The 24,495-nt window shown below is 69.2% G+C and carries 26 protein-coding genes; 11 read left to right on the plus strand and 15 right to left on the minus strand.

Annotated elements, in window-relative coordinates; genetic code table 11:
- Positions 1 to 38 precede the first annotated feature (38 nt).
- Positions 39 to 443, minus strand: a complete 405-nt coding sequence (locus NMI01S_RS21530; RefSeq protein ID WP_063000010.1) for an RsbRD N-terminal domain-containing protein — start codon at positions 441 to 443, stop codon at positions 39 to 41.
- Between the two features lie 414 nt (positions 444 to 857).
- Between NMI01S_RS21530 and NMI01S_RS21535 the strand changes: the two genes are divergently transcribed.
- The 3 genes from NMI01S_RS21535 to NMI01S_RS21545 all read left to right on the plus strand — a co-directional run bounded on the left by NMI01S_RS21535 (position 858) and on the right by NMI01S_RS21545 (position 3,172).
- On the plus strand, positions 858 to 1,769 hold the full coding sequence (locus NMI01S_RS21535) for a helix-turn-helix domain-containing protein (RefSeq protein WP_063000874.1): 912 nt from the start codon (positions 858 to 860) through the stop codon (positions 1,767 to 1,769).
- A gap of 44 nt (positions 1,770 to 1,813) precedes the next feature.
- Positions 1,814 to 2,638: an SAM-dependent methyltransferase gene (locus NMI01S_RS21540; protein ID WP_063000012.1), complete on the plus strand. Its 825-nt coding sequence runs from the start codon at positions 1,814 to 1,816 to the stop codon at positions 2,636 to 2,638.
- Between the two features lie 141 nt (positions 2,639 to 2,779).
- Positions 2,780 to 3,172 carry a hypothetical protein gene (locus NMI01S_RS21545; RefSeq protein ID WP_063000014.1) on the plus strand — a complete coding sequence of 131 codons (393 nt, stop codon included), beginning with the start codon at positions 2,780 to 2,782 and terminating at the stop codon, positions 3,170 to 3,172.
- 75 nt (positions 3,173 to 3,247) lie between these two features.
- Here NMI01S_RS21545 and NMI01S_RS21550 read toward each other — a convergent pair whose 3' ends face one another.
- Positions 3,248 to 3,601: a PNPOx family protein gene (locus NMI01S_RS21550; protein ID WP_063000016.1), complete on the minus strand. Its 354-nt coding sequence runs from the start codon at positions 3,599 to 3,601 to the stop codon at positions 3,248 to 3,250.
- Positions 3,602 to 3,678: 77 nt separating this feature from the next.
- A complete protein-coding gene (locus NMI01S_RS21555) occupies positions 3,679 to 4,755 on the minus strand; it encodes a phosphatase PAP2 family protein (protein ID WP_218021086.1) in 1,077 nt (358 codons plus the stop codon).
- A 104-nt stretch (positions 4,756 to 4,859) separates the two neighbouring features.
- Between NMI01S_RS21555 and NMI01S_RS21560 the strand changes: the two genes are divergently transcribed.
- Positions 4,860 to 5,591 carry a TetR/AcrR family transcriptional regulator gene (locus NMI01S_RS21560; protein WP_167669927.1) on the plus strand — a complete coding sequence of 244 codons (732 nt, stop codon included), beginning with the start codon at positions 4,860 to 4,862 and terminating at the stop codon, positions 5,589 to 5,591.
- 276 nt (positions 5,592 to 5,867) lie between these two features.
- A complete protein-coding gene (locus tag NMI01S_RS21565) occupies positions 5,868 to 7,391 on the plus strand; it encodes an MFS transporter (RefSeq protein ID WP_063000022.1) in 1,524 nt (507 codons plus the stop codon).
- Positions 7,392 to 7,405: 14 nt separating this feature from the next.
- Here NMI01S_RS21565 and NMI01S_RS21570 read toward each other — a convergent pair whose 3' ends face one another.
- Genes NMI01S_RS21570 through NMI01S_RS21580 form a run of 3 tightly spaced genes read right to left on the minus strand, consistent with a single transcriptional unit; the run spans position 7,406 to position 9,389 of the window.
- The gene (locus tag NMI01S_RS21570) at positions 7,406 to 7,633 is read right to left on the minus strand and encodes a CDGSH iron-sulfur domain-containing protein (protein WP_063000023.1); all 228 of its coding nucleotides are present in this window, start codon (positions 7,631 to 7,633) and stop codon (positions 7,406 to 7,408) included.
- Positions 7,617 to 8,267 carry a HemK2/MTQ2 family protein methyltransferase gene (locus NMI01S_RS21575; RefSeq protein WP_063000025.1) on the minus strand — a complete coding sequence of 217 codons (651 nt, stop codon included), beginning with the start codon at positions 8,265 to 8,267 and terminating at the stop codon, positions 7,617 to 7,619. The genes NMI01S_RS21570 and NMI01S_RS21575 overlap by 17 nt, the downstream gene beginning before the upstream one ends.
- Positions 8,268 to 8,294: 27 nt before the next feature.
- A complete protein-coding gene (locus NMI01S_RS21580) occupies positions 8,295 to 9,389 on the minus strand; it encodes an iron-containing redox enzyme family protein (protein ID WP_084513147.1) in 1,095 nt (364 codons plus the stop codon).
- Positions 9,390 to 9,531: 142 nt separating this feature from the next.
- On the opposite strand from NMI01S_RS21580, the gene NMI01S_RS21585 reads away from it, so the two are divergent.
- From NMI01S_RS21585 to NMI01S_RS21605, 4 genes are all read left to right on the plus strand, one after another.
- Complete coding sequence (locus tag NMI01S_RS21585) at positions 9,532 to 10,179, plus strand: flavodoxin family protein (RefSeq protein ID WP_063000027.1); 648 nt, start codon at positions 9,532 to 9,534, stop codon at positions 10,177 to 10,179.
- A gap of 449 nt (positions 10,180 to 10,628) precedes the next feature.
- A complete protein-coding gene (locus tag NMI01S_RS21595; protein ID WP_036503210.1) occupies positions 10,629 to 10,892 on the plus strand; it encodes a hypothetical protein in 264 nt (87 codons plus the stop codon).
- Between the two features lie 27 nt (positions 10,893 to 10,919).
- The gene (locus NMI01S_RS21600; RefSeq protein ID WP_063000031.1) at positions 10,920 to 11,477 is read left to right on the plus strand and encodes a type 1 glutamine amidotransferase domain-containing protein; all 558 of its coding nucleotides are present in this window, start codon (positions 10,920 to 10,922) and stop codon (positions 11,475 to 11,477) included.
- Between the two features lie 24 nt (positions 11,478 to 11,501).
- Positions 11,502 to 12,128: a UdgX family uracil-DNA binding protein gene (locus NMI01S_RS21605; RefSeq protein ID WP_063000033.1), complete on the plus strand. Its 627-nt coding sequence runs from the start codon at positions 11,502 to 11,504 to the stop codon at positions 12,126 to 12,128.
- Positions 12,129 to 12,212: 84 nt separating this feature from the next.
- Here NMI01S_RS21605 and NMI01S_RS21610 read toward each other — a convergent pair whose 3' ends face one another.
- The 7 genes from NMI01S_RS21610 to NMI01S_RS21640 all read right to left on the minus strand — a co-directional run bounded on the left by NMI01S_RS21610 (position 12,213) and on the right by NMI01S_RS21640 (position 19,652).
- Entirely contained in the window at positions 12,213 to 13,358 is a 1,146-nt protein-coding gene (locus NMI01S_RS21610) for an acyl-CoA dehydrogenase family protein (protein WP_063000034.1), read from the minus strand.
- A gap of 152 nt (positions 13,359 to 13,510) precedes the next feature.
- A complete protein-coding gene (locus NMI01S_RS21615; RefSeq protein ID WP_245716969.1) occupies positions 13,511 to 14,425 on the minus strand; it encodes a lysophospholipid acyltransferase family protein in 915 nt (304 codons plus the stop codon).
- A gap of 77 nt (positions 14,426 to 14,502) precedes the next feature.
- Positions 14,503 to 16,104, minus strand: coding sequence for a GTPase HflX (gene hflX / locus NMI01S_RS21620; RefSeq protein WP_084513149.1), 1,602 nt, complete (start codon positions 16,102 to 16,104; stop codon positions 14,503 to 14,505).
- 94 nt (positions 16,105 to 16,198) lie between these two features.
- Positions 16,199 to 17,080 carry a diaminopimelate epimerase gene (gene dapF / locus NMI01S_RS21625; protein ID WP_063000882.1) on the minus strand — a complete coding sequence of 294 codons (882 nt, stop codon included), beginning with the start codon at positions 17,078 to 17,080 and terminating at the stop codon, positions 16,199 to 16,201.
- 63 nt (positions 17,081 to 17,143) lie between these two features.
- The gene (locus NMI01S_RS21630) at positions 17,144 to 17,974 is read right to left on the minus strand and encodes a TrmH family RNA methyltransferase (protein ID WP_063000036.1); all 831 of its coding nucleotides are present in this window, start codon (positions 17,972 to 17,974) and stop codon (positions 17,144 to 17,146) included.
- Positions 17,971 to 18,894: a tRNA (adenosine(37)-N6)-dimethylallyltransferase MiaA gene (gene miaA, locus NMI01S_RS21635; protein ID WP_063000038.1), complete on the minus strand. Its 924-nt coding sequence runs from the start codon at positions 18,892 to 18,894 to the stop codon at positions 17,971 to 17,973. The genes NMI01S_RS21630 and miaA overlap by 4 nt, the downstream gene beginning before the upstream one ends.
- Entirely contained in the window at positions 18,891 to 19,652 is a 762-nt protein-coding gene (locus NMI01S_RS21640) for a class III extradiol ring-cleavage dioxygenase family protein (RefSeq protein ID WP_063000039.1), read from the minus strand. The genes miaA and NMI01S_RS21640 overlap by 4 nt, the downstream gene beginning before the upstream one ends.
- A gap of 199 nt (positions 19,653 to 19,851) precedes the next feature.
- Here NMI01S_RS21640 and NMI01S_RS21645 point away from each other — a divergent pair, with 199 nt between their 5' ends.
- Complete coding sequence (locus tag NMI01S_RS21645; RefSeq protein WP_063000041.1) at positions 19,852 to 21,360, plus strand: DUF349 domain-containing protein; 1,509 nt, start codon at positions 19,852 to 19,854, stop codon at positions 21,358 to 21,360.
- Between the two features lie 88 nt (positions 21,361 to 21,448).
- The gene (locus tag NMI01S_RS21650) at positions 21,449 to 21,850 is read left to right on the plus strand and encodes a nitroreductase/quinone reductase family protein (protein WP_063000043.1); all 402 of its coding nucleotides are present in this window, start codon (positions 21,449 to 21,451) and stop codon (positions 21,848 to 21,850) included.
- 25 nt (positions 21,851 to 21,875) lie between these two features.
- On the opposite strand, the gene NMI01S_RS21655 is transcribed toward NMI01S_RS21650, so the two are convergent.
- Positions 21,876 to 22,457 carry an Rv2732c family membrane protein gene (locus tag NMI01S_RS21655; RefSeq protein WP_063000884.1) on the minus strand — a complete coding sequence of 194 codons (582 nt, stop codon included), beginning with the start codon at positions 22,455 to 22,457 and terminating at the stop codon, positions 21,876 to 21,878.
- 136 nt (positions 22,458 to 22,593) lie between these two features.
- Positions 22,594 to 24,240, minus strand: a complete 1,647-nt coding sequence (gene miaB / locus NMI01S_RS21660; protein ID WP_084513150.1) for a tRNA (N6-isopentenyl adenosine(37)-C2)-methylthiotransferase MiaB — start codon at positions 24,238 to 24,240, stop codon at positions 22,594 to 22,596.
- Positions 24,241 to 24,495 lie beyond the last annotated feature (255 nt).

Below are 24,495 nucleotides of genomic sequence, written 5' to 3' on the forward strand. Positions count from 1 at the left end.
ACGCCCTACCGGCACCGCGAGCGGCAGCGTGCCGGTGGTCAGCGCGCGGGGTGATTGCGAATTTCCGCGACGTAGGCGCGGGAGACGGTGCAGGTCAGCAGATCCAGCATGTCGACCAGGAAGCTGCGATCGGCCACCGGATCGGTGGTTCCGGTGCCGCCGGCCGGGTCGATGCGGTTCAGGGTCAATTTCACCCCGTCGTGAATCGCGTGCTGCACCATATCGATCGGAACTCCGTCACGCGCCCACACCGCCGCGGCGTATTCCAGTCGCCGCAGCGCGCGCGTCGCCCCGGTGGGCGCATCGCCGAGCAGGATGAGCGCCAGTTCGAATCCCATCCGCATGACTATCGCGGGATCGGAATGCGTTGCACTCCTGGCATTTCCGGAATCGAATCCATCGCCCTCCGCGGATTCCGCATCCCAGGAGTCGTAGGCCGGCATCGCGCTCCTTCCGTGCGCCCGATCCCCATCGCACTGACGAAGGTATCGGTGACGCGCGGTGATTACGAGCAGTCGGCGCGGGTTGGCCCAAACATCCGAACCACAGGGGTCCGACGTTGTGAGATTTCCCAATAATCGGTCGAATTCGGGCCCTGCGTCCGCAATCCGGACGATGCGGTCCGACATTCGGGAGCCGACGGATATTCCGGCGAATCCCTTCGTCACAGCGGCTCCGGCCGCATTCGATTGGCGCCGAAACCGTGATAGCCTGAACGTGATACACGCTAGCGTGATTATCACGCGAAGGAAAGCGATTGGGGCGGAAGAGATTTCGTCGAGCGTATGATCATCACGCAGCAGTGCCTCGTTTCGTCGACCTCCCGGGCCGCGCGTCGCGCCGATACGCTGGCACCCATGGGAGCCCGATTACGTACCGCGCGAAAATTGCTGCTGGGCCGCGAGATCGACCATATGATCAGCACGGCGGGAGTGAATCAGGCGGAGGCCGCCCGGATCATCGACACCAGCCAGAGCCGGATCGCGATGTTGATCAACGGCGCCAGCTCGATCACCGTCGGCGATCTCGAACGGCTCGCGGTCGCACTGGGTTTCACCGACCCCGGTTATCTGGAAAGCCTCGAGGCATTACGCCGGGACAACCACAAACGTGGTTTCTGGAACACCGGCCATCGCCGCGCCTACCTCGAGGAATTACGTCTGCTGGTGGATCTCGAGGCTCATGCCAGCCTGCTGAGGGTCACCGAGGCCGAGATCGTGCCCGGACTGGTCCAATGCGAGTCCTATATCCGGGCCCTGCACGAGCCCCCGCACGACGCGCAACCGGCGTCCACCGATCCCGGTACGGTCACCGTGGAGGATTCGGTACGCGCGCGGCTGGCCCGCCAGGACGTCCTCACCGGCCCCGACGCCCCGCGATTCCACGCCGTGCTCTCGGAATCGTGCCTGCGCCGCGAATACGGCGGCCGTGCGGTGATGGCCGACCAACTGGAATACCTGCTCGAACTGTCGCATCGGCCCAACATCATCCTGCAGGTGCTGCCGTTCACCGTTCCCACCCGGGGCGCGGGGATGGAGGACCGCTTCACGCTGGTGCGGGTTCCCTCCCCCGGCGCGGCGGGCGACCTGGACATGGCGATCGTGGAGAGCCAGGGCGACATCCGCTACATCGACGACAAGCCCGCGGTACGTGCCCGGGAGACCGTCTGGGACCGATTATCCGCGGCCGCAGCGGATCCCGATCGGTCGCGAGCGTTCATCGACCGGATCGCGCGTTCGTTCCGACGCGAGAGCGTCACCGGGACGTGACTCACCGTCCGTAATCTGCAAAGCCTAAGGAGTGCCGGGCAGCTATGAGCGACAACGACTTTCCCTCACGCGATATCGACACGAGCCGGCCCTCGGCGGCGCGGATGTACCACTACTACCTGTCCGGCCAGGCGCTGTTCGACGTCGACAAGGTCTTCGGTGAGCGAGTGTTCGCGGTGTTCCCGCACGCCGATGCCTGGGCGCGGCACAACCGCGAATTCCTGCGCCGCGCGGTCGATTTCATGGCATCACGCGGGATCCGGCAGTTCCTCGACATCGGCGCTGGAATGCCGACAGCGGACAACACCCATGAGATCGCACGTGCGCACGAGCCGCGGATCCGGGTGGTGTACGTGGACAACAACACCGAGGCCGTGGCGCGCTGGCTCGATGTGCTGCGCGACACCGACGCCCTCGCCACCACCGCGGTCCTCGATGCCGATCTGCGATGTCCCGACGATATTTTCGACCATCCCGAGACCCGGCGCCTGATCGATCCGGATCAGCCACTCGGACTGCTCATCGTCGGCGTCTGGCCGTTCGTGCCCGACAGCGACCGCCCGTACCGGCTGATGGCCCAGCTGCGTGATCGCCTCCCGCGCGGCAGCTGCGTGGCGATGAGCCATGCCGGCCTCGACGACGCGTCCGAGGATGTCAAACGCGGAATGGCCGCCGCGGCGGAGCTCTACAAGCAGACCTCGGATCCGTTGACGCTGCGCCGCCGTGACGATTTCGCCGCCTTCTACGACGGCTTCGAGCTCCTGAACCCCGGGATCGTGCACGCCCCCGATTGGCGACCCTCTGCACCGGTGGACATGGAGGATCCGGCACGGCCGTGTAATTTCGCGGCCGTCGGCTACAAGCCTTAGCCGGCACGGTCGGCGCGGCGGTCCGCGCATCGGTGCGCCGGCAGCTTTACTCCGTAGAAAGGGCATCCGATGACGCGGCCACCGACCTTCACCGTAGGCGAATTCCGAAAAGCCTCAGCCAGTTCCCCACACCAGAACTGCGTGCGCATCGCGCGCAAACACGGATGGACCGCCGTCTGGGACGACAAACGCGCTACTGCCGCCACCACCGCCGGCACGGCTGTGACCGGCACCGACATACTGTTGCTGCACGACGAGCAGTTCGACCGATACCAGGCCGGTATCCGCGCCGGGCGCACCGAGCGATTACCGATCACGCAGTTCCGGCGCCCCGACGGACGCTACGTGCTGCGTGCCGAAACCGACCGTCCCACAGCGGGTGTGGAGCTGATCTTCGATCGAGCCGAGCTCGACGCCTTCCACCACGGTGTGCGGACCCACGAATTCGATCTGCACAGATTCACCGCACCGGCACTCGACGACACCGAATGCGGCACTCGCGCAACCGGTCTCACGGCTCGAATACCGGCCTAGCGGTTCACACGTTCCGGTGCCCGCCCACGCGGGCACCGTCACCCTCGAAAACTTCTGCGCCGCAGGGGATCCGGTTCAGTCCGAACCGGGGGCGTCGTCCAGGTGCACCCGCACCCGCACCCGGCCCTTGTCGTCGCGGGTGGCCACGGCGTGGCCGCGTCGGTCGCCACCGTCCAGGTGCAGTGTGATGGGGCCACCCTCGCCGGTGAAGTTGCGCCACCAGCTCTTGCGATCGGGCATCGCGACACCGATGAGGATCGAATCGCCGGAACGCCGATAGTTCACCGGTGTGCTGAACGTCTTACCGGACTTGCGCCCGACATAGCTGATCTCGACGAATCCCTTCCGCATCAGCGGGCCGAGAACCGGCGCCTCCGTCAGCGTGAGTACCACCGAATTGAAGCCGCGCACGGCCGATTTCACGTCCACCTGTTGCCTCCTGACTGGCCGACCGAGAGTTTTCACTCTACCGGCGGCCGGTGACATCGCCCGGCGGGCGAGGCCGTTCATCCCACGCCCGGCCCGGAGCGGGTCTCGGCCCCGAGCGGATGCCCGGCACGCCCCGGGTGCCGGCCGTACCCCCGGCACCCGGCGGCGCCGCGACCCCCGGCGGAGGCGTCGGTGACACGGCCGGTGATCCGCCCCGGGCCGCGAGCGGGCGGCTCCTCGACCGGCTCCGGCATCGCAACCGCCAGACCGGCGCCGATTCCGAGCGCCGGCCCCGCGACCGCGCCCGGCGCGAACGCGGCGACCACCGCACCGCGCCACGCGGGCCACGGGGAATTCGCGCGCAGCATCGCCCACCAGACACCGACGCCGTCGGCGACCGCGTCACACAGACGCAGATACGGTGCGGCGGCGTAGCCGGCGGCGAGGATCAGGGCCGCACCGGCGGCACAGTCGAGCAGGTAGTGGTTGGCGGTCCCGATCACCACGAGCGTGATCACAATCGGATAGCCGACCCCGGCCCACCGGATGAGCGGGGTCCGGCCGAAGCGGTACAGCATCAGCCCGCACCACAGCGCCCAGCCGACGTGCAGACTCGGCATCGCCGCGAAATCGTTGGTGAGCGAATCCAATCCGCGTGGTGTGCTGGCGTCGCCCTGCCACCAGCCCACCGAGGCGTGCAGGGCCATCACATCGATGAAGCCGTGCGAGTCCTCCAGCAGGCGCGGTGGCGCGGTGGGCAATGCCACGAAACCGATCAGGCCCGCGACCGTCGCGATGCCCAGTTGGGTGCGAGCCGCCCGGTACTGCTCACGATGCGCCCACCACATCCAGATCAGGATCGCGGGGGTCACGACATAGTGCAGCGTGGCGTAGGCGAAGTCGGCCGGTATCGCGATCCAGGAATGGCCGGCGAAGATCCGGTTCAGCCACAGTTCCGGGTCCAGCCGCAGCCAGTCCTCGACGCGCAGCAGCGCGTGCGCGTCGCGGCGGGCATGGTCGAGACCACTGCCGACCAGCAGCCGGGCCCCGTCGTAGGCGAAATACACCACGACCACCAGCACCATTTCCCGCAACCAGCCCCCGGCTCGCGCCGGAACCTGCGCGAGCGGACCCGAGATGGTTGTTGCAGTCACGACCCGACCTCCACGACGAGGGCTGACGTACAACGTACGGTACGTCGTACGTGCATACTACAATGGCGTCGAGACCGGATTTCATCCCGACCGGAGACGTTGCCGTGACATCTGAGCCCGCCCGACGAACCCGCACCGGGGGCGGCCGCCGCCGAGTACCGCGCCATACGCTCAGCGCCGAGGCGATCGTGGACGCCGCGCTGCGCATGCTCGACGACACCGACTGCGAGGGCATCTCCATGCGTGCTCTGGCCGCCGAACTGGGCGTCGGCACGATGACGCTCTACACCTACTTCCGCAGTAAGGACGAACTGCTGCAGGCCGCGCGCGACCAGGTGCTCGACAGCTTCCATCCCCCGGCCGTCTCCGGCGACTGGGCCGACCGCGTGCGGGCGTGCTGCCAGGCGCTGTACCGGCTGCTCGTGGAACGCCCGGCGGTGCTTCGGGTGCTGGCGGTGAAACCCGACGGCGACGGCGATTTCGCCGATACCGCCACGGCCGCCCTGGAATTGGTGCTCTCCCAGTTACGGGCCGCCGGGCTCGGCCGGCAGGAGACCGCGCGCGGCTACGTGGTGCTGTTGCAGTACACCTTCGGCTCGGCGCTGCGCCACGTGTTCGTTCCGGCGCGGCGCAACGGCGAGACCATTCCGAGCCGCCTGCAGATGTTGGATCCGGTGGCCCATCCCACGATCGCCGATCTGATGCCGGAGCTGGTGATCACGCACGGCGGCGGCGAGGAGCAATATCTGTACGGCCTGGACCTCATCCTCGACGGGTTGCGCAAGGCCGCCGCGGCAGCCCACCAGCCCTCCCCAGGCGCAGTGCCACGTCGATGATCACCGCCGCGGCATCCGGGCGCCGCGACCGTGGATGTCCGAGTACCGCACCACGTATCGGCAGGCGTCGATCACCCTGTGCCCCCAGCGATTCGGCATGGCGACCGGATCGAATCGGCCACCGGCGACCAGATGTGCGGGCGGGGGCCGATCATCGTGACCGGCGGTCCGCGGCCGGCGTAGACCGCGCGGGTACCGTCCGGGTCGGGTCGTCGAGCCCGGATTTGTAGGATTGCCGGAAAGTAGCAGGAGCTGTTTCGGCAATCGGGAGGCCCGATGATCGACCGGAACCGGACGGCGACACCGGTACGCGGCCGCTGGGGAATGCTGGCGGTGCTGTGCGCGAGCCTGCTCCTGGTGGCCATGGACGCCACCGTGCTCAACGTCGCGCTGCCCTCGCTGATCGAGGATCTGCAGCCGGGCGCGGTCGCCCAGTTGTGGATCGTCGACATCTACGGTCTGGTCCTGGGCGGGCTGCTCATCACCTTCGGCGCGATCGGCGACCGGATCGGCCGCAAGCGGCTGTTCCTGACGGGATTCGCGCTGTTCGGCGTCGCTTCGGTGGTCGCGGCCACCGCTCAGGTCACTGCTCAGCTCATCGGCGGGCGCGTGCTGCTGGCCGTGGGTGGCGCGATGGTGATGCCCTCGACGCTCTCGCTGATCCGCAATATCTTCGACGATCCGCACGAACGTACCCGGGCCATCGCGATCTGGGCGGCCATCGCCGGGGTCGGCGCCGCGGTGGGTCCGATCGTGGGTGGCGTCCTGGTCGAACACTTCGGCTGGGCGGCGGCGTTCTGGATCAATGTGCCGGTGGTGGTGCTCACGCTGGCGGCCGGCATCGGTTTGCTGCCCGAATACCGGGCGCCGTCCACCACCCCGTTCGACTGGCCGAGTGTCCCGCTGTCGGTGCTCGGCATCGTCGGGTTCGTCTGGGGCGTCAAACATCTCGCGCGCGGTGAGGACATCGTGGTGAACGTGTGCGTCCTGCTGGCCGGGCTCGCCATGCTGTTCTGGTTCGCGCGACGGCAACTGCGGCTGACCGATCCGCTGCTCGACATCCGGTTGTTCCGGCGCCCGGTCTTCCTCGCCGCGGCCCTGGCGACATTGATGGCGATGATCGCGATCGGCGCCGCCCTGTTCCTGATCTCGTTGTGGCTGCAGTACATTCACGGCTACTCCCCCGCCGAGGCCGGTATCCGTACGGCACCCGCCGCGGCCGCGACCCTGATCGGCTCACTGACCACACCGGCGTTGCTGCGCCGGACCGGGGTACGCGGGGTGATGGTCACGAGTCTGCTCATCCTCGCCGCCGGGTTCGCGGTGCTGGCGATCTCGCCCGAGCCCACCAGCTACGCCGTGGTGGCGCTGGTACTGGTCTGCCTGGGCATCGGCGACGGGATCGCGGTCACCGCCGCCGCGGCGGTTCTGGTTTCCTCGGTGCCGGCCGAACGCGCCGGACAGGGCGGCGCGGTCGAGGAGACCAGCTACGAATTGGGCAACGGCCTGGGAGTGGCGCTGCTCGGCAGTGTGCACGGCGCGCTGTTCACTCACTACATGAGCGACGTCCCGCTGGCCGGAGCTCAGGGCGAGACGGCTCGTGAATCGGCCGGCGGCGCGATCGCGGTGGCCGGCGACATCGGCGGCGCACTCGGGGCGCGAGTGCACGAGATGGCCTCGGCGGCATTCGATTCCGCGCTCACGATCACCTCGTACGCGGCCGCGGGGGTGGTGGCGGCGGTCGCGGTTCTCACCGCGATACTGATCCCGCGGCACACCAGCGTGACACCGCGGCACTGACGCCTGGTGCGCGCTCAGCCGCGCTTGCGGCGATGACGGCGATGGGTGGTGTCGCAGAGCGGATAGATTCCGGACCGGCGGCAGGTGCACACCGCGACCACGAACCGATCGCAGCGCACGACGCGGCCGTCGTCGGTCACCAGCTCCACCGGCCCCTCGATGAGCGCCGGACCGTCCTTGGTCAGCGTGACCCGGGTGCGACGGCCCGGACCGGGCGTGGGGTCGTCATTCTCGATCGGCACGGATCACCACCAACTCCTCTTGCCGCGCCCCCGGTTCGATGAGGCGCTGTTGCTCCAGCCAGTGCGCGCGCCCCCGCAGAACGGGCCCGAATTCGCACGTTTCGCGGACGACGATCGCGGCCTTGAGCCCACCGTCGCGCAGTTGACGCACGGTGAGATCCGGATCGCACAGCGACGAATGCACGATCAGCGCGATTCCCTTGGCCCGCAACAGCTCCGGCATCAGCCGGCACAGCGGATCCAGCAGCGCCCGGCCGTGCGGTCCGCCCTCCCAGGCCCGCGCCCGGCCGTGGGCCGGAATGCTCGCAGGGCCCGGCACATAGGGGGGATTGGCCAGCACCGCGTCGAAGGTCCGCCGACGCAGCACCCGGCCGAAATCGCCGTGCAACAGTTCCAGCGGTACTCCGTGCAGCCTGCTGTTGAGCCACGCCGAGGCCAGCGCCCGGCGCGAGATGTCCACCGCGGTGACCGCGGAAGCGCCGGCCCGTCCCGCCTCGATAGCCACGGCACCGGTACCGGTACACACGTCCACCACCTTGGACCCCTCCGGGATGGCGGCGGCGCCCAGCGCTCTGATCAGCAGTCCGGTATCGGCTGTCGGGGCGTAGACGCCCGGTGCGCGGAACAGTTTCATGATCGCCGAATACCCGCCTTCCGATGATCAACCCGCGCGATCTCGCGGGATCGCCTCCGGGTCGCGCAGCGAGCTGTGCCCGGCCGACCAGCTGTCGAGCATGGTCCGGTCGATGGCGTTCTCCAGCAATGTCGTCGCCTGGATACCGAAGACCATCGGTGCGATCAGCTCGGGCTCGCGGGCCGACAGGTCACCGATGACGTCGCGGCGCATCACCTGCTCGTGCACCGCGTCGGCCTCCACATGCTCGGCGTAGAAGCGCACGCACGCCGGATGCGCGTCCAACCGCCGCAAGGTGTCGACCATCCGGCGCGACGCGGGCGGCGAGCTGATCTCCACACTCGCGAAGTGCCCGACCAGCTCGCCCCGGAACTGCCGGTGCAGGCCGAACAGCGACATCATGTTCACCAGCGCCAGCATCGGCGCGGGGACGGCGTCGAGGTAGTGCAGGTAGGTGTCGTCGAGGCCGGCGCCGGCCAGCAGGTCGGCGAACAGCTGAGCGTGGACGTCCTCACCACGACCGGCGCCGAACTCGTCGTATTCGACCGCGACCAGCGCCGCCTTCGCCTGACCGCGCAGCCGGGGAATCACCCACGCGTACGGGTCGGCCTCCTTGTGGTGGTAGATCGAGCGGTGCGCGAAGTATTCGCACACCTGCCACCACTGGCCCTGCTCGTTCAGGAAATGCCCGACGCCCGCGCCCTCGACCGGCTCGACGAGCAGATCGTCGAGTTCGCCGTCGAGATCGTCGCCGCCGGGCACGTCGCGTCGCATCGCGGCCAGGAACCGGTCCTCGAGGTGGGCGCGCATGCGCAGCAACTTCGGGTCCCATTCCCACCGGGGGTCGACGGAATCGAAGCCGCGGTAATGCAATTCGTAGCACAGGTGCAACGCCAGCTGCAGGTCCTCGCCGTATGGATCGGTGCTCGCGGTGTCGAAATCGACATGGCAGGCGGTGCCGCTGAGCAGGGCGCAGATGCCTGCGGAGAGTTCGCCGCGCGGCTCCGGCAGCGGTGGCGCGCCGGTATTGGCCGTCACCGGCGCCGGGGTGGGCCGATGCCGGGACGCCGAGCGAGGGCGGTGGCCGGATGTTCGGCGCACGTCGGGGTGCGGAATCTCCATAGGCGCCGCATACCCGGTGCCTGGCGCCTCAATCGGCGGCCCGCGCCGGTTCGATCGGCCGCGCCGGCCGGCCGGGTTCGAGCGCGGATCGGCGGGTATGCGCGAAACAGAGCATCCTGTCGCCCGTCGAAAGGAGCAGATTGTGAACGACCCGACCGGTTCCCGAGCTCCCGGGGACGGCCTCACCGCCATCGCGATCAGTTGCACGTTGAAGAAGTCGCCGGATCGATCGAGCAGCGAGCTGATCGCCGAGCAGGTCCTGCGCGAACTGTCGAACCACGGGGTCACCGGCAAGACCGTGCGTGCCGTCGACCTCGATATCCGGCCCGGCATCACCGCGGACGAAGGCGACGGCGATCAGTGGCCGCAGCTGCGCGAGCAGATCAGCGCCGCCGATATCGTGCTGATCGCCACGCCCACGTGGCTGGGCCACATGTCCTCGGTCGCCCAGCGTGTGCTCGAACGCCTCGACGCCGAACTCTCGGTCACCGACGACGAGAACCGGCCCGCCATGGTGGGCAAGGTGGGCATCGCCGCCGTCGTCGGCAACGAGGACGGCGCGCACAAGATCTGCGCCGATACGTTCCAGGCGCTCAACGACATCGGCTTCACCGTGCCGGCACAGGGCTGCACCTACTGGAACGGCGAGGCCATGAGCGGCGTCGACTATCTGGACTTGGACAACACTCCCGAGGCCGTCGCGACGACCACCGCGGGCATGGCGCGCAATGCCGCGCACCTGGCGCGGACCCTGAAGGCCGCGCCCTACCCCGCCTATCCGTCGTCGTAGCGCGCCGGCCACCGCGCGGCCGACCACCATCGTTCGAGGAGTCGACATGTACACCGACAACGCCGGACCGCGACTGCGTGCCGGCGAACCTCCGATTCCGGAACCGGTTCCACCGCAGCCGGTTCCGGATCCCACACCCGAACATCCGATTCCGGCGCCGGACCCGGATCCGCGCCCGCCGATTCCGGAGCCCGATCCCGTTCCGGGCCGGCCGCCCGAGCCGGGCCGGCCGATTCCGGGGCCGAGCCCCGATCCGATTCCCGGTCATCCGCCGCCCGATCCCGGCCGGCCGGTCCCGCCGGAGCCGACCCCCGAGCCGCCTCCGGACCCCGGTCGGCCCATCCCCGGACCCGCACCCGATCCCGGCCCGGATGTACCCGGCCGCGACCCGCGGCCGCCGGTTCCACAGGCCGGTGTTTCGCCCGCTGCCGGCCGGGCACCCGCCGGACATGACATCCGATGAGCAGACCCCTGGAACTCATCCGCAGGTCACCGCCGAGGATCTGCGGATGCTGCTGGACGCGGGCAGCCCCGGCACCCGACTGGTCTTGTCGGAGGGCCGGGTGAGACTCGCCACCGACAGCGGCGAGGACGGACTGGAGTTGATCCGGCGTCCCGAACTGGCCGACCGCATCGGCAACCACCCCGATCAGCACGAACTGGCCGAACAAGCCGAACTACTCAACACACTGATCCGCCTGCAGGGCGCCTGAACGCCCGTGAGCCGAGAAGGAGACGAGATGAGCCGACCCGACCGAGAGCCCGCCGTCCTGGTGGTGACCTCGCAGACCGGTGTGGAACGTGACGAACTGCTGGAACCGCTGAAACAGTTGCGCGACAATGGCATTCGCGTCACCCACGCCGCCCCGTCCACCGACGCGGTGCAGACCTTCGTCCACGACACCGACGCCGACGTCACCGTCGACCCTGACACCGATCTGGCCTCGGTGTCGGTGAGCGATTTCGACGCGCTGGTGGTGCCCGGCGGCACGGTCAACGCCGACAAGTTGCGCACCACGAAGGAGGCCGTCGACCTGGCGCGCGGATTCGCCGACGCCGGAAAGGCGATCGCCGCGATCTGCCACGGCCCGTGGCTGCTGGTGGAGGCCGACCTGGTTCGCGGCAAGACCATGACCTCGTATCCGTCGCTGCAGACCGATGTGCGCAACGCGGGCGCTCAGTGGGTCGACGAGCAGGTGGTCCGGACGCAGGACGGCTGGACGCTGATCACCTCCCGCAATCCGCGCGATCTGGACGCGTTCTGTTCCGCGATCGAGAGCGAAGTAGGCGCGAGGTGACGAAAGAAAGGTGAAGGCGCGGTCATGGTAAAGGTCCCGGGCGCAGCGGAATTCGTGCCGGACACCACGGATCTGGCGCGATTGCGCGAGGCCGCCTGCGGATGTCACGGCTGCGACCTGTACCGGCATGCGAACCGGACCGTCTTCGGTGAGGGCCCGCCGAACGCTCCGATGGTGATGATCGGCGAGCAACCCGGCGACCGCGAGGATCTGGCCGGACATCCGTTCGTCGGCCCCGCCGGAGCGCTGCTGAACCGCGCCCTCACCGACGCCGGAATCGACCGCGACGCCGTTTATCTCACGAACGCGGTGAAACATTTCAAATTCACCGAGCGCGGTAAGCGCCGCATCCATCAGAAGCCCGGGCGCACCGAGATCGTCGCGTGTACGCCCTGGCTGACCGCCGAACTCGACGCGATCCGTCCACAGTTGGTGGTCTGCCTGGGTGCGGTGGCGGCGCAGGCCGTCTTCGGTCCCGACTTCCGGATCACCCGCGACCGCGGGCGGCTGATCGCGCACGATGATCTCCGTGCGCTGGCCACCATCCATCCGGCCGCCGCGCTGCGCGCTCCCGATCGTACCGAGGCCTACGACGGTCTGGTCGCCGACCTCACCGAGGCGGCCACCGCACTGTCGGGAACGAGCTCATAGGGCGAAAATCCTTGCGGCACACCACGGCCGCCGCCGGTTGTCCGGCGGCGGCCGTTGCTGCCGGGGACGGTAAGCGCAGGTGCGTCAGCTCAGCTTCAAGGAGCGGCCGATGATTTCCTTCATGATCTCCGTGGTGCCGCCGTAGATGGTCTGCACGCGTGCGTCCATGTACGCCTTGGCGATCGGGTATTCGCGCATGTAGCCGTAACCGCCGTGCAGCTGCAGGCATTTGGTGATCAGGTCGAGCTGTTCCTCGGTGCTCCACCACTTGGCCATCGCGGCATCCTCGGCCGAGAGAGTGCCGGCGTTGAGGGCCTCGATGAAGCGGTCGACCAGCACGCGCACCGCGGTGGTCTTGGTGGCCAGCTCGGCCAGCACGAACCGCGTGTTCTGCTGGGCGCCGATCGGCTTGCCGAAGGCCTTGCGGTCGCGCACGTACTGGATGGTGGTCTCCAGACAGCCCTCCATCGCGGCGGCGGCCATCACAGCGATCGACATCCGCTCCTGCGGCAGGTTCTGCATCAGGTGGATGAAGCCCATGCCCTCGGTGCCGAGCAGATTCTTGGCGGGGACCCGCACGTCGGTGAAGCTGAGTTCGGCGGTGTCCTGGGCCTTGAGGCCGATCTTGTCCAGGTTGCGGCCACGCTCGAAGCCTGGCATGCCGCGCTCGACGACCAGCAGCGAGAAGCCCATCGCTCCCTTCTCGGGATCGGTCTGCGCGACCACGATCACGATGTCGGAGTTGATGCCGTTGGTGATGAAGGTCTTGGCGCCGTTGATGACCCAGTCGTCGCCGTCCTTGACCGCGCGGGTCTTGATGCCCTGCAGATCCGAACCCGTGCCCGGCTCGGTCATGGCGATGGCGGTGATGATCTCACCGGAGCAGAACCCGGGCAGCCAGCGCTGCTTCTGCTCGTCGTCGGCCAGCTCCAGCAGATACGGCGCGATCACGTCGTTGTGCAGCGAGAAGCCGAGGCCCGAATACTGCCCCTTGGTGGTCTCCTCGGTGATCACCGCGTTGTAGCGGAAATCCTTGACGCCGCCGCCGCCGAACTCCTCGGGCACCGCCATGCCGAGGAACCCCTGCTTACCGGCCTCCAGCCACAGCTGCCGATCCACGACCCCGGACTGTTCCCACTCGGCATGGTGCGGCGCGACATGCTGATCCAGAAATTTACGGTAGGACTCCCGGAACAGATCGTGTTCGGGCTCGAAAAGGGTGCGCTCCACGCCAACCTCCTAGTGACCACATCGGCAACTCGCCTGCCACATACGGTACCCGGAAGGGGAATCGCGGTTCACTTCAGATCCGAAAAAAGTCGCGTACCTGTGCGAAAAGCTTCGGAGCGCGGTCTCAGCGCATCCTGAACGCGGGTAAACCTCTACAGCCCCACGGCGCCGCGCACCCGGCCCCAGAGCGTGCGGCCGCGGTCACGATCGCGCTCGGCCAGCAGAGCGGTGATCTCCTCCTCCAGCGCCTTGTGCACCACCTGCTGCAACTCCTCGGCGGCGGCGTCGAGATCGGTGGCGTCCTGCCACGGCGTGGTCTCGATGGGCGTACCGATCGAGTAGTAGAACCGTTCGGGCCGCGGCACCACGGTGGGGCCGATGCCGCGCATGAGCGGCGGGGTGAGGTTGGCGCGGATGCCGAGCGCCTCGACGGTCCAGCGCAGCGGGCTCATCACCGGATGATCGCCGTCGAAGACCACGTCGAATACGTCGTCGGCGCCGATCATCGCGGTCGGCAGGATCGGCGCGCCGGCCTCGATCGCCATCCGCGCGAAGCCCGTGCGGCCCTCCCACTTCAGGTGGTACTTCTCGCCCTTGCGGCGCATCGCCTCGCGGCCGCCGCCCGGAAAGACGATGACGGCCTCGCCGTTGTCGAGCAGAGTGCGGCAGTTGTCGCGCGAACCGCGCACGCTACCGATCCGGTGCACGAGCTCGCGCACCGGCGGTACCCGCATCAGCACGTTCTCCGCCAGGCCACGCACCACCCGGCCGGTGCGGTGGTAGATCTCGTGCACCAGCAGCGGCGCGTCCACGCCGCCGAGCAGCGTGTGGTTGCCGACGAGCATGACCGAGCCCGTCTCGGGAATGTTGTCCAGACCGTGGAAGACCGGACTGTTCCACAGCCGCACCGGCGTCGACAGCGCGTCGAAAATCCGAAGATCGATGGCGGGCACCGTCATTCGCAACGGCGCGCCGTCACTGAGCTGCCGCACGGACTCCACCGGCGAGCGCTCGGCGGTGGAGTCGTCGGGCATGACATCGACAGGTGTGGACTCGTTCCCGGACATTTGCACCCTCCCTGCAGCCGTTCGGTGAAAGACGCGATTCTACCGAAAACGACTGTGGCACACAGACTACGAAAGCTTCAGCGCGAAGGCCCCGCTGCTTCCGCACTGCCGATGGTGCCCGCGTGCGCATACTGCGACAGGGTCGGCGCGAGCGCCCGGGGAACCCGGGCCCGCACCCGCGTACCACCCTCCTCGTGCGAGGAACTGATGATGCGGCCGTCGGAGTGGATGCGCGCGAGCAGATCACCACGAGTGTACGGGAGCAGCACACTCACCTCGACATCGAGCCCGCCGAGGATCTCGGCCAGCCGTTCGCGCAACTGGTCGATTCCACGTCCGGCGCGGGCCGAGACGAACACCGCCCCGGGCAACTGGGCACGCAGATGCGCCAGCTGCGTCGCGTCCAGCGCGTCGATCTTGTTCACCACCAGCAACTCCGGCGGTCCGGACCCCTCCCCCTGCTCACGCAGCACATCGGTGATCACCTCACGCACGGCCTTGATCTGCTGATCGGGCAGCGCATCGGAACCGTCGACCACGTGCAGCAGCAGATCGGCGCCGGTGACCTCCTCGAGTGTGGACCGGAACGCCTCCACCAGCTGAGTCGGCAGATGCCGGACGAATCCGACCGTGTCGGTGAAGACGACCTCGCGGCCGTCGTCGAGCGCCGCGCGCCGGGTGGTGGGATCCAAGGTGGCGAACAGGGCGTCCTGCACCAGGATGCCCGCACCGGTCAGGGCGTTCATCAGGCTGGATTTTCCGGCGTTGGTGTAGCCGACGATCGCGACCGCCGGAATGCCGCTGGAGGTCCGCCGCGATCGTTTGGTGTCGCGTGCGGTCTTCATCTCCTTGATCTCGCGGCGCAGTTTGGCCATGCGCTCGCGGATCCGGCGGCGATCGGTTTCGATCTTCGTCTCACCGGGGCCACGGGTACCCACACCGCCACCCGCACCACCGGCCCGGCCACCGGCCTGCCGCGACATCGATTCACCCCAGCCGCGCAGTCGCGGCAGCATGTACTCCATCTGTGCCAGCGACACCTGCGCCTTGCCCTCACGGGAGGTGGCGTGCTGGGCGAAGATGTCCAGAATGAGCGCGGTGCGGTCGATGACCTTCACCTTGACGACCTTCTCCAGCGCGTTCAGCTGCGCGGGGGTCAGCTCGCCATCGCAGATCACCGTGTCGGCGCCGGTCTCGAGCACCACCGACCGCAGTTCGTCGGCCTTACCCGAGCCGATATAGGTGGCCGGATCGGGCTTGTCGCGGCGCTGGATCAGCGCGTCGAGCACCTGAGAGCCGGCGGTTTCGGCGAGCGCGGCCAATTCGGCCATGCTGGCGTCGGCCTGCGCGGCGCTGCCCTCGGTCCACACGCCGACCAGCACGACCCGCTCGAGTCGTAGCTGCCGGTACTCGACCTCGGTGATATCGGTGAGCTCGGTCGAGAGCCCGGCGACACGACGCAGCGCGCTGCGTTCGTCGAGTTGCAGTTCACCGACCGTGGGCTCGGCGGCCCAGCCGTTGCCGGAAAAACCGCTGCCTTCGGTGTCGTCGGCGTCGTAATCGGTCACGCCGGTGTCGGCGTCGTCATCGCCGATGCTGTAGTCCTGGTCCGCGTAGCCGTCCGTGTCCGAGTCGAGCTGCTCGATCGGGGTGAACTCGTACGTTTGTGATTTCCTCATACACCTCCATGGTCCCACGCCACAACCACCGGGCGCACTCGGATATTTCCGGCCCCGGCCGGGCAGGGCCCGATACGGCGCACCTCACACGGATTCAGGCGCCGGCCCACCACTCCCCGGCGAGGTGTCCGGAACCGACCAGCACCGACGGGCCGCGCAACCACGCCTGCCCGTGATCGATGCCCACGGTGACCGCGCCGCCGGGCACCCGGACCCGTACCTGCGCGGACTCCGTCGCCGGATCGATCCCCGCGCGCGTGAGCGCCGCGGCGGCCGCGGCGACCGTGCCGGTGCCGCAGGAGCGGGTTTCGCCGACGCCCCGTTCGTAGACCCGCATATCCACCGCGCCGTCCTCGCCGAGCGCGGTCAGGATCTCCACGTTCACGCCCTGCGGGAATAGCTCCGGATCGAATCCGGGCGGCACGGTGAGGTCGAGTGCGGCCAGACCGTCGGCGGTGAGCCCGGGATCGACACAGGCCAGATGCGGATTGCCGACGTCCACCCCGACCCCGGGCAGCGCGCTGCCGGCGACGGTGGCGGTGGAATCGCCGAGCATCCGCACCGAGCCCATACCGACGGTCACCTCGCCGAGTACCTCGTCGAAGGAGTGCACGACCACCGAACGCGCGCCCGCACGAGTGCCGACCACGAATTCGGTCTCCCGCTGCAAACCGGTGGCGAGCAGATAGTGGGCGAAGACGCGGACACCGTTGCCGCACATCTCCGCGATCGACCCGTCGGCGTTGCGGTAGTCCATGAACCAGTCCGCCGCGGCCACACCGTCGGGCAGTCCGGCCAGCTCGCCCCGCTCCACTAGCGCCCCTGCCCGGGCGACGCGCAGCACACCGTCGGCGCCGATGCCCTGGCGCCGGTCACACAGCACGGCGACGGTGTCGGGCGCCAGGCGCAGGCGCGCGTCGGAGTCCGGCAGCACCACGAAATCGTTCTGGGTCCCGTGGCCCTTGCTGAACTCGATGTCGGCCGCGCCGGACACCCGCTGCTGCTCGCTCATCGACGTCGATCCTCCACCTGTCCCGCACTATTCGCCGACAGCGCCGGCGTTCATCCTCGATACCGACACCCGGCGCTGCCGGGATATTTCGTACAGCACGACCGATACGGCGCAGGGGGTGACCGGCATCGCGCCCGCCGGAATCCGCACCATCTCGTCGCATGCGTCGCGCCAGCGCGCGTCGAGCTCGCCGTCGTCGGCGAACACCATGATCGTCGCATCCGCGAAGGTGTGCGCGTCGACCGGCCGGTCCCCGGGTTCGGTCGCGACACCGACGAGCCGAGCGGGGACGTTCGCACCGGTCCGCAATTCGGCGACGCCGGCCGGGCCGGACACTCGCACCACCGGCACCGCGAACAGCGCACCGGCCGAGGCGCGTACACATCGTGGGTCGTATTCGTCCGCCCCGGATCCGCTGATCACCACCGCGGCGGCACCGAAGGCCTGCGCGGTGCGCAGCACGCTGCCCAGCCGCAACGCGGAGGACGGACGATCGATCACGACCACCGGATGTGCCGGATCGAGGCGAATCCGCGACGGGTCCCGCGCGCGGGTGTGCGCCAGGGCCACCAGTTCCGGTGTGCCGGTGCCGGGTTCGGCGAGTTCGTCGAGGGCGTCGCCGACCAGTCCGATCGCCGGCACCGCGTCGTTGTCGAGTACCTCGCGCGCCCACGGCGGCAGCGGGGCGCCGAGGCGGTACAGCACCGCTTCCAGGGGCCAGTTGTTCGCGACTGCCGCGGTGATCGGTTCCCGGCCGTGCACGAGAAAGCGGCCGTCGCTACGGCGCCGGGCGCGGTTGCCGAGATAGGCGCGCCACTCCCCCACGGAGGCGTTGCGGGTGGTCGATGGGCGGGTCACTGCCGAATCGATTCCTGTTCGTCGAGCACATGGGCCAGTACCGAATCCGCCAGCCGCGGATCGGCGCCGTCGACCCAGTGCACGCGCGGGTCGCGGCGGAACCACGAGCGTTGCCGGCGCACGTAGCGGCGGGTGCCGATCAGCGTGCGCTCACGCGCATGACTCAGGTCGTATTCGTTGTCGAGGTGAGCCAGGACTTGTGCGTATCCGATCGCGCGACGTGCCGTCAGGCCCCGGCGCAAGCCGCGGCCGATCAGTTCTCGCACCTCGTCGACGAGACCCTGCGCGAACATGGTCTCGGTGCGCGACTCGATGCGCGCGTCGAGTTCGGCCGTCTCGCGGTCGACGCCGATGATCGTGGTGTTCCAGCGCGGTATGCCGCGTTGCGGCTGGGAGGCGGCGAAGGGGCGGCCGGTGAGTTCGACCACCTCGAGCGCCCGCACGATCCGCCGACCGTCGGTGGGCAGAATGGTCTGCGCCGCAACCGGATCCGCGGCCCGCAAGGCGGCGTGGACGGCCGCGACACCCTCGCGTTCGAGAATCCCCTCCCACTTCTCACGAACGCGGATGTCGGTGGCCGGGAACTCCCACTCGTCGAGCAGCGCCTGCACGTACATCATCGAACCGCCCACGATGACCGGCACCCGGCCGCGGGCGAGGATGTCCTCGACATCGGCGGAGGCCGCGGCCTGATATGCGGCGACGGTGGCCGTTTCGGTCACCTCCAGCACGTCGAGCTGGTGGTGCGGGATGCCGCGGCGCTGCGGCGGCGGCAGTTTGGCGGTGCCGATATCCATGCCGCGATACAGCTGCATGGCGTCGATGTTGACGATCTCGCCGCCCAGGCGACTCGCCAATTCCAGTGCCAGATCGGACTTTCCGGTCGCGGTCGGGCCGATGACGGCGATGGGCGCCGTCATCGCGCACCCGCCGGGTACCAGACCGACGCGTGATATCCGACACCGAAAGGCGCTGCGCGATACAGGGTTTCGACCTTCGGATCGGCGGTGTCGATGCCGAACAGGCCGGCCAGCACCTGAAAGCCGGGACGGCCGGCCACCTCGAGTTCGGCGCACAGCCTGGGGTCCAGCGCGCCGAGTGCCGCGCGGTCACCGGCGTCGAGGGCGTCGTCGATCCGCCGCTGCTCGCCCTCGGCCCGGGGATCCAGATATCCGGGGGAGGTGGTGGACAGGGTGGCGGCGCCGTCGGCGACGACCAGCACACCATGCGGACGAGGGTCGGCGTCCAGCTCACCGCGCAGCCGGGATCCCAGTTCCACGCAACGCGCCGGCTCGGCGCCCGGGTCGACCGGCAGCGCCCGCGCCTCGATGTCGTCGCCGTCCTCGGCCTCGACCCGGCCGCGCAGCCAGGCGCCCACCAGCAGTGCGGCCGGCCAGTCGAGTCGCGGTTCACCGCCGGGTTCGGTCGCCGACAAGGTAACCCGGACGTCCGCGCCGAAGCCCCGCAAACTACCCACACCGGTCGGCGGCTCGGTCCCCGCGCCGACGATGGTCCAGTGCCGGGCCTGCCGGGCCAGCATCCGCCCGGCCGTCAGTACGGCCTCGCGCAACTGCGGCACCTGCGCGGCGGGATGGGTGGAGTCGGTCAGCGGCGTCGCACCGCTCAGTTCGGGAATCAGCACGAGCGGCGAGGGAATCAACGCGGCGACACGAAACACTCGTCAACGGTAGCGGCCGCCGGGAAAACGGCGGCCGAGGCCGTCGCTCACCGCGGGTGAGCGGGTTCCCACCACCCTCAACCGTCACTCGCTGCACGCCACCGTTCGCAAGAGAGGGCAATTCTGTCTATTGGCTGGTTGAATGGGATCTGCTAGGGCGTAACCAGGCAGCCGTGACGCGCGGCAGGGATGAGGAGCGATGACCGACAACAGCGGAACCGAGAAGGCAGTGCATCCGGAAACCGGCGCGGCGCAGCAGTCCAGCAATCCCGCCGCGAAGCGTCCGACTCCGGCCGACGCCGCCCCGAAACCCGGCGCGGCACCACGACCGGGAGTACCCAAGCCGGGGGCGCCCAAACCTCCCGCGGCGCAGCGTACCGAACCGGCGGCGAAACCCGCGGCGACGCACCACGTCAAACCGGCTCCCGTCCCCGGCCCCGCCCACGAGCATCCGCATCCGGTGGTCGTGCCGACGGTCAGCGATCCCAGTGAGTGGGGCCGGGTCGACGACGACGGCACCGCCTGGGTCAAGACCGCCGGCGGCGAACGCGTCGTCGGCTCATGGCAGGCCGGTGACGCCGCCGAGGGGCTCGCGCATTTCGGGCGTCGCTTCGACGATCTGGCCACCGAGGTCGCGCTGCTCGAGGCTCGCCTCGCGGCCGGCACGGACGCCCGCAAGACCAAGGCCGCGGCCGTCGCGCTCGCCGATTCCCTGCCCACCGCGGCGGTGATCGGCGATGTGGACGGTCTGGCCCAGCGGCTGCAGGCGATCATCGAACATTCCGACGAGGCGGCCGCCCACGCCAAGGAGGAGAAGGAACGCACGCGGCACGAGCACACCGAGCGCAAGGAGGCGCTGTGCGCGGAGGCCGAGCAGATCGCCGCCGAGTCCACGCAGTGGAAGGCGGCCGGTGACCGGCTGCGCGAAATCCTCGAGGAGTGGAAGTCCATCCGCGGGGTGGACCGCAAGGTCGACGATGCGCTGTGGCGGCGCTTCTCCAAGGCGCGCGAAGCGTTCAACCGCCGCCGGGGCGCGCACTTCGCCGAACTCGATCGCGAACGCGCCGCCGCGAAGGCGCGCAAAGAGGAGCTGTGCGCGCGCGCCGAGGAGCTGTCCGATTCCACCGACTGGGTGGGCACCGCCGCGGTCTTCCGCGATCTGCTGACCGAATGGAAGGCGGCCGGGCGCGCGCCCCGCGAGGCCGACGAGCAGTTGTGGCGGCGGTTCAAGAGCGCCCAGGACGTGTTCTTCGCCGCGCGCAATGCCGCCGCGTCCGAACGCGATGCCGAATTCGGGCAGAACGCGGCGGCCAAGGAGGAGCTGCTGCACCACTACGAGGACCGCATCCCCGAGCACATCGAACCCGATTCCGCGACACTGGATTCCGCCCGTGCGGCCCTGCGCGAACTGCAGGAGCGGTGGGACGCGATCGGCAAGGTGCCGCGCGAGCGCATGCACGAACTCGAGGGCAGACTGCGAGCGCTGGAGAAGCGGGTGCGCGAGGCGGTGGATGCCCAGTGGCGGCGCACCGATCCCGAGGCCATGGCTCGGGCGGCGCAGTTCCGTGAACGGGTCGCCCAATTCGAGGAGCAGGCGGCCAAGGCCGAGGCCGCGGGCCGGCCACGCGATGCCGAGAAGGCGCTCGAACAGGCCAAACAGTGGCGTGAATGGGCCGATGCCGCGGAGGGCGCGGTCAGCCGGCGCTGAGACGTTCGTCGCCGGTCGGTGGTGTCGAATTCGCCGCCGACCGGCGATGTGAGCCCCTGCCCGCAGCAATCCGGACGAGGAGCCGACCATGGATGTCCGCGAGATCAATCGAGGCGTCATCGAGCAGTTCCGGGCCGGGGGCCCGATCGAGGGAATGCACCGGGAGCGTCTGGTGCTGCTCACCACCACCGGCCGCCGGTCCGGGACGCCGCACACCACGCCGATGATGTTCCATCCCGACGGCGACCGGCTGCTCGTCGTCGCCTCGAACGTAGGCGCCCCGCAGCATCCGGACTGGTATCTGAACCTCGTCGCCGATCCGGCGGTGACGGTCGAGGTCGATCGGGAGACCTATCCGGCCACCGCCGTACCGTTGCGGGGCGCCGACTACGACCGGGCGTGGAGCGAGCTCACGGCGTTGTATCCATTCTTCGCCGAGCACGCGACCAAGACCGCGCGCACCATCCCCGTGGTGGCGCTGCGGCGCTGACAACGCCGCCGAGAGCCGGCCCCGGCTACTTGTCGTCGCCGAACAGCCGGCGCCGGTCCTGCTCTTCCTGTTCGGCGGCCGCGATGCGCCGGCGCTCCTCGGCCTCGAGCTGCAGCGCGGTGCGGCTCCACACCACGCGGATCCAGTGGAAGGTCAGCACGACGATCGCGATCGTGGCCAGGATCAGTCCGATGCCGGGGCCGGCGCCGTGGTAGTTGCCGAGACCGGGGGTCTGGCGGTGCCAGATCGAGAGCACTCCGAACACGCTGCCCACCGCGGATCCGGCGACCGCCACCCACGCCAGCGCCCAGCGGCGGGTGACCAGCGCGAGCGACGAGAACCCGATTCCGAAAATCACCACGAACCATTCGAAAACCCGCGAGGGCAGCCCGATGTGCTCGTCCTGCGCGTGGGTGTCGAAGGCCAGCACGTCGAGACCGCGGGCGGCGCCGGCGTGCGGCAGGATCAGCGACAGCAGCAGCACGAAGACCGCGATCGCGACCACCATGGCGCGCGTCCCGGGGTCGATCTCGCCGGCGATCTTGCGTTCGACGGCCTCGAGGTCGCCGCGGAACTGCTCGAAGACCTTCGACTCTGCGGGGTTCATGCTCTCCTCATTCGGCTCGGTCGCATCCTTCGGCTCGTCCGCCGGCTGGTGCGGGTGCTGCGGCGCGGGCGAGGCGTCCCCGGAGCGCTCCGGCGTGACGTCGCGATCGGCATCCTCGTTCCCGCGTTCGGGCATGTCAGACCCCGCATCCGGTGTCACAACCGGCGGCCGCCGGCAGAGTCTCACAACCGGCGGCCGCCGGCAGAGTCTCACAACCGGCGGCCGCCGGCAGCGGCTCCGGCGCGCCGATCCGCGGCAGGCCGAGCCCCACTCCGATCGGTGCGGTCTTGGGCAGCACACCGCGTTCGTGCGCGTCGCCGGCGCGGGTGCGGCGATGGCTGTGGATCGGGCCGTCGGCGATCAGGTGGTGCGGCGCCGCTTCGGTGATGTCGACGGTGACGATATCGCCGGGCCGGATCGCCGCCTCGCCGGGCCGGAAGTGCACCAGGCGGCCGTCGCGCGCCCGGCCGCTCATCCGCGCGGTGGCCGCGTTCTTCTTGCCGGCGCCCTCGGCGACCAGCAGTTCGACCTCGTTGCCGATCAGCGCGCGATTGGCTTCCAGGGAGATTTGTTCCTGCAGTTCGATCAGCCGGTCGTAGCGCTCCTGGACGACCGCCTTGGGCACCTGATCGGCCATGGTGGCCGCGGGCGTGCCGGGACGGATCGAATACTGGAAGGTGAAGGCGCTGGTGAATCGGGCCTGCCGGACCACATCCAGGGTCTCCTGGAAATCCTCCTCGGTCTCCCCGGGGAAGCCGACGATGATGTCGGTCGTGATCGCGGCGTGCGGCATCGCGGCGCGCACCTTCTCGATGATGCCGAGATAGCGGTCCTTGCGGTAGGACCGGCGCATCGCCTTGAGCACCCGGTCCGAACCCGATTGCAGCGGCATGTGCAGCTGCGGGCACACGTTCGGAGTCTGTGCCATCGCCTCGATGACGTCGTCGGTGAATTCCGCCGGATGCGGCGAGGTGAACCGCACCCGCTCGAGCCCGTCGATGCTGCCGCAGGCGCGCAGCAGTTTCGCGAAGGCGCCGCGATCGCGGTGGTCGGGCGCGAAATCGGCCGGATGTCCGTGCGGCAGTGCGGGTTCGGCGAAGTTCACACCATAGGAGTTGACGTTCTGCCCGAGCAGCGTCACCTCGAGCACCCCCTGATCCACCAGCGCCTGCACCTCGGCCAGCACATCGCCGGGCCGCCGGTCGACCTCCTTGCCGCGCAGCGAGGGCACGATGCAGAACGTGCAGGTGTTGTTGCAGCCCACCGAGATCGACACCCAGCCGGCGTAGGCGGATTCGCGGCGAGCGGGCAGGGTGGACGGGAACGCCTCCAGCGATTCCAGGATTTCGACCTGCGCCTGCTCGTTGTGGCGGGCGCGTTCGAGCAGCACCGGCAGCGACCCGATGTTGTGGGTGCCGAAGACGACGTCCACCCAGGGCGCCTTGCGCACGACGGTGTCGCGGTCCTTCTGCGCCAGACAGCCGCCGACCGCGATCTGCATACCGGGTCGCTCGGCCTTGATCGGCGCCAGATGCCCGAGCGTTCCGTACAGCTTGTTGTCGGCGTTCTCGCGCACCGCGCAGGTGTTGAACACCACCAGATCGGCGGTCTGCCCGCCTGTGGCCTTGGTGTATCCGGCGTCCTCGAGCAGGCCCGACAACCGTTCGGAGTCGTGCACGTTCATCTGGCAGCCGTAGGTGCGCACCTCGTAGGTCCGCGGGGACTGCGGATCGGTGGCCGAACCGGGGGCGCGTCCCGCAGCCGAATGCGCTGCAACCTGCATGGACGAATTCACGGGTCCAGGGTAGACGCTGTGCGAAATCGGGCGCCCACCCCGGTCGCCACGATCGGGCAGCCGGTGACGCCGGTCACGTGGCCGGGCGCCCAGGTCACCACCGGGTTAAGCGCAGGCGGCGACGGTGCGACGCACACGCCAAAAGTGCGCATTTCGCGCAGGACCGCTCTAGGGTCGACTGTCATGACCGATGCTGCCGACGCAACACCCGGCACCGCCAGCGCTGGGAACACCTCCGACCTG

The organism is Nocardia mikamii NBRC 108933 (genome assembly GCF_001613505.1).
In the GTDB taxonomy this organism is placed as follows: domain Bacteria; phylum Actinomycetota; class Actinomycetes; order Mycobacteriales; family Mycobacteriaceae; genus Nocardia; species Nocardia mikamii.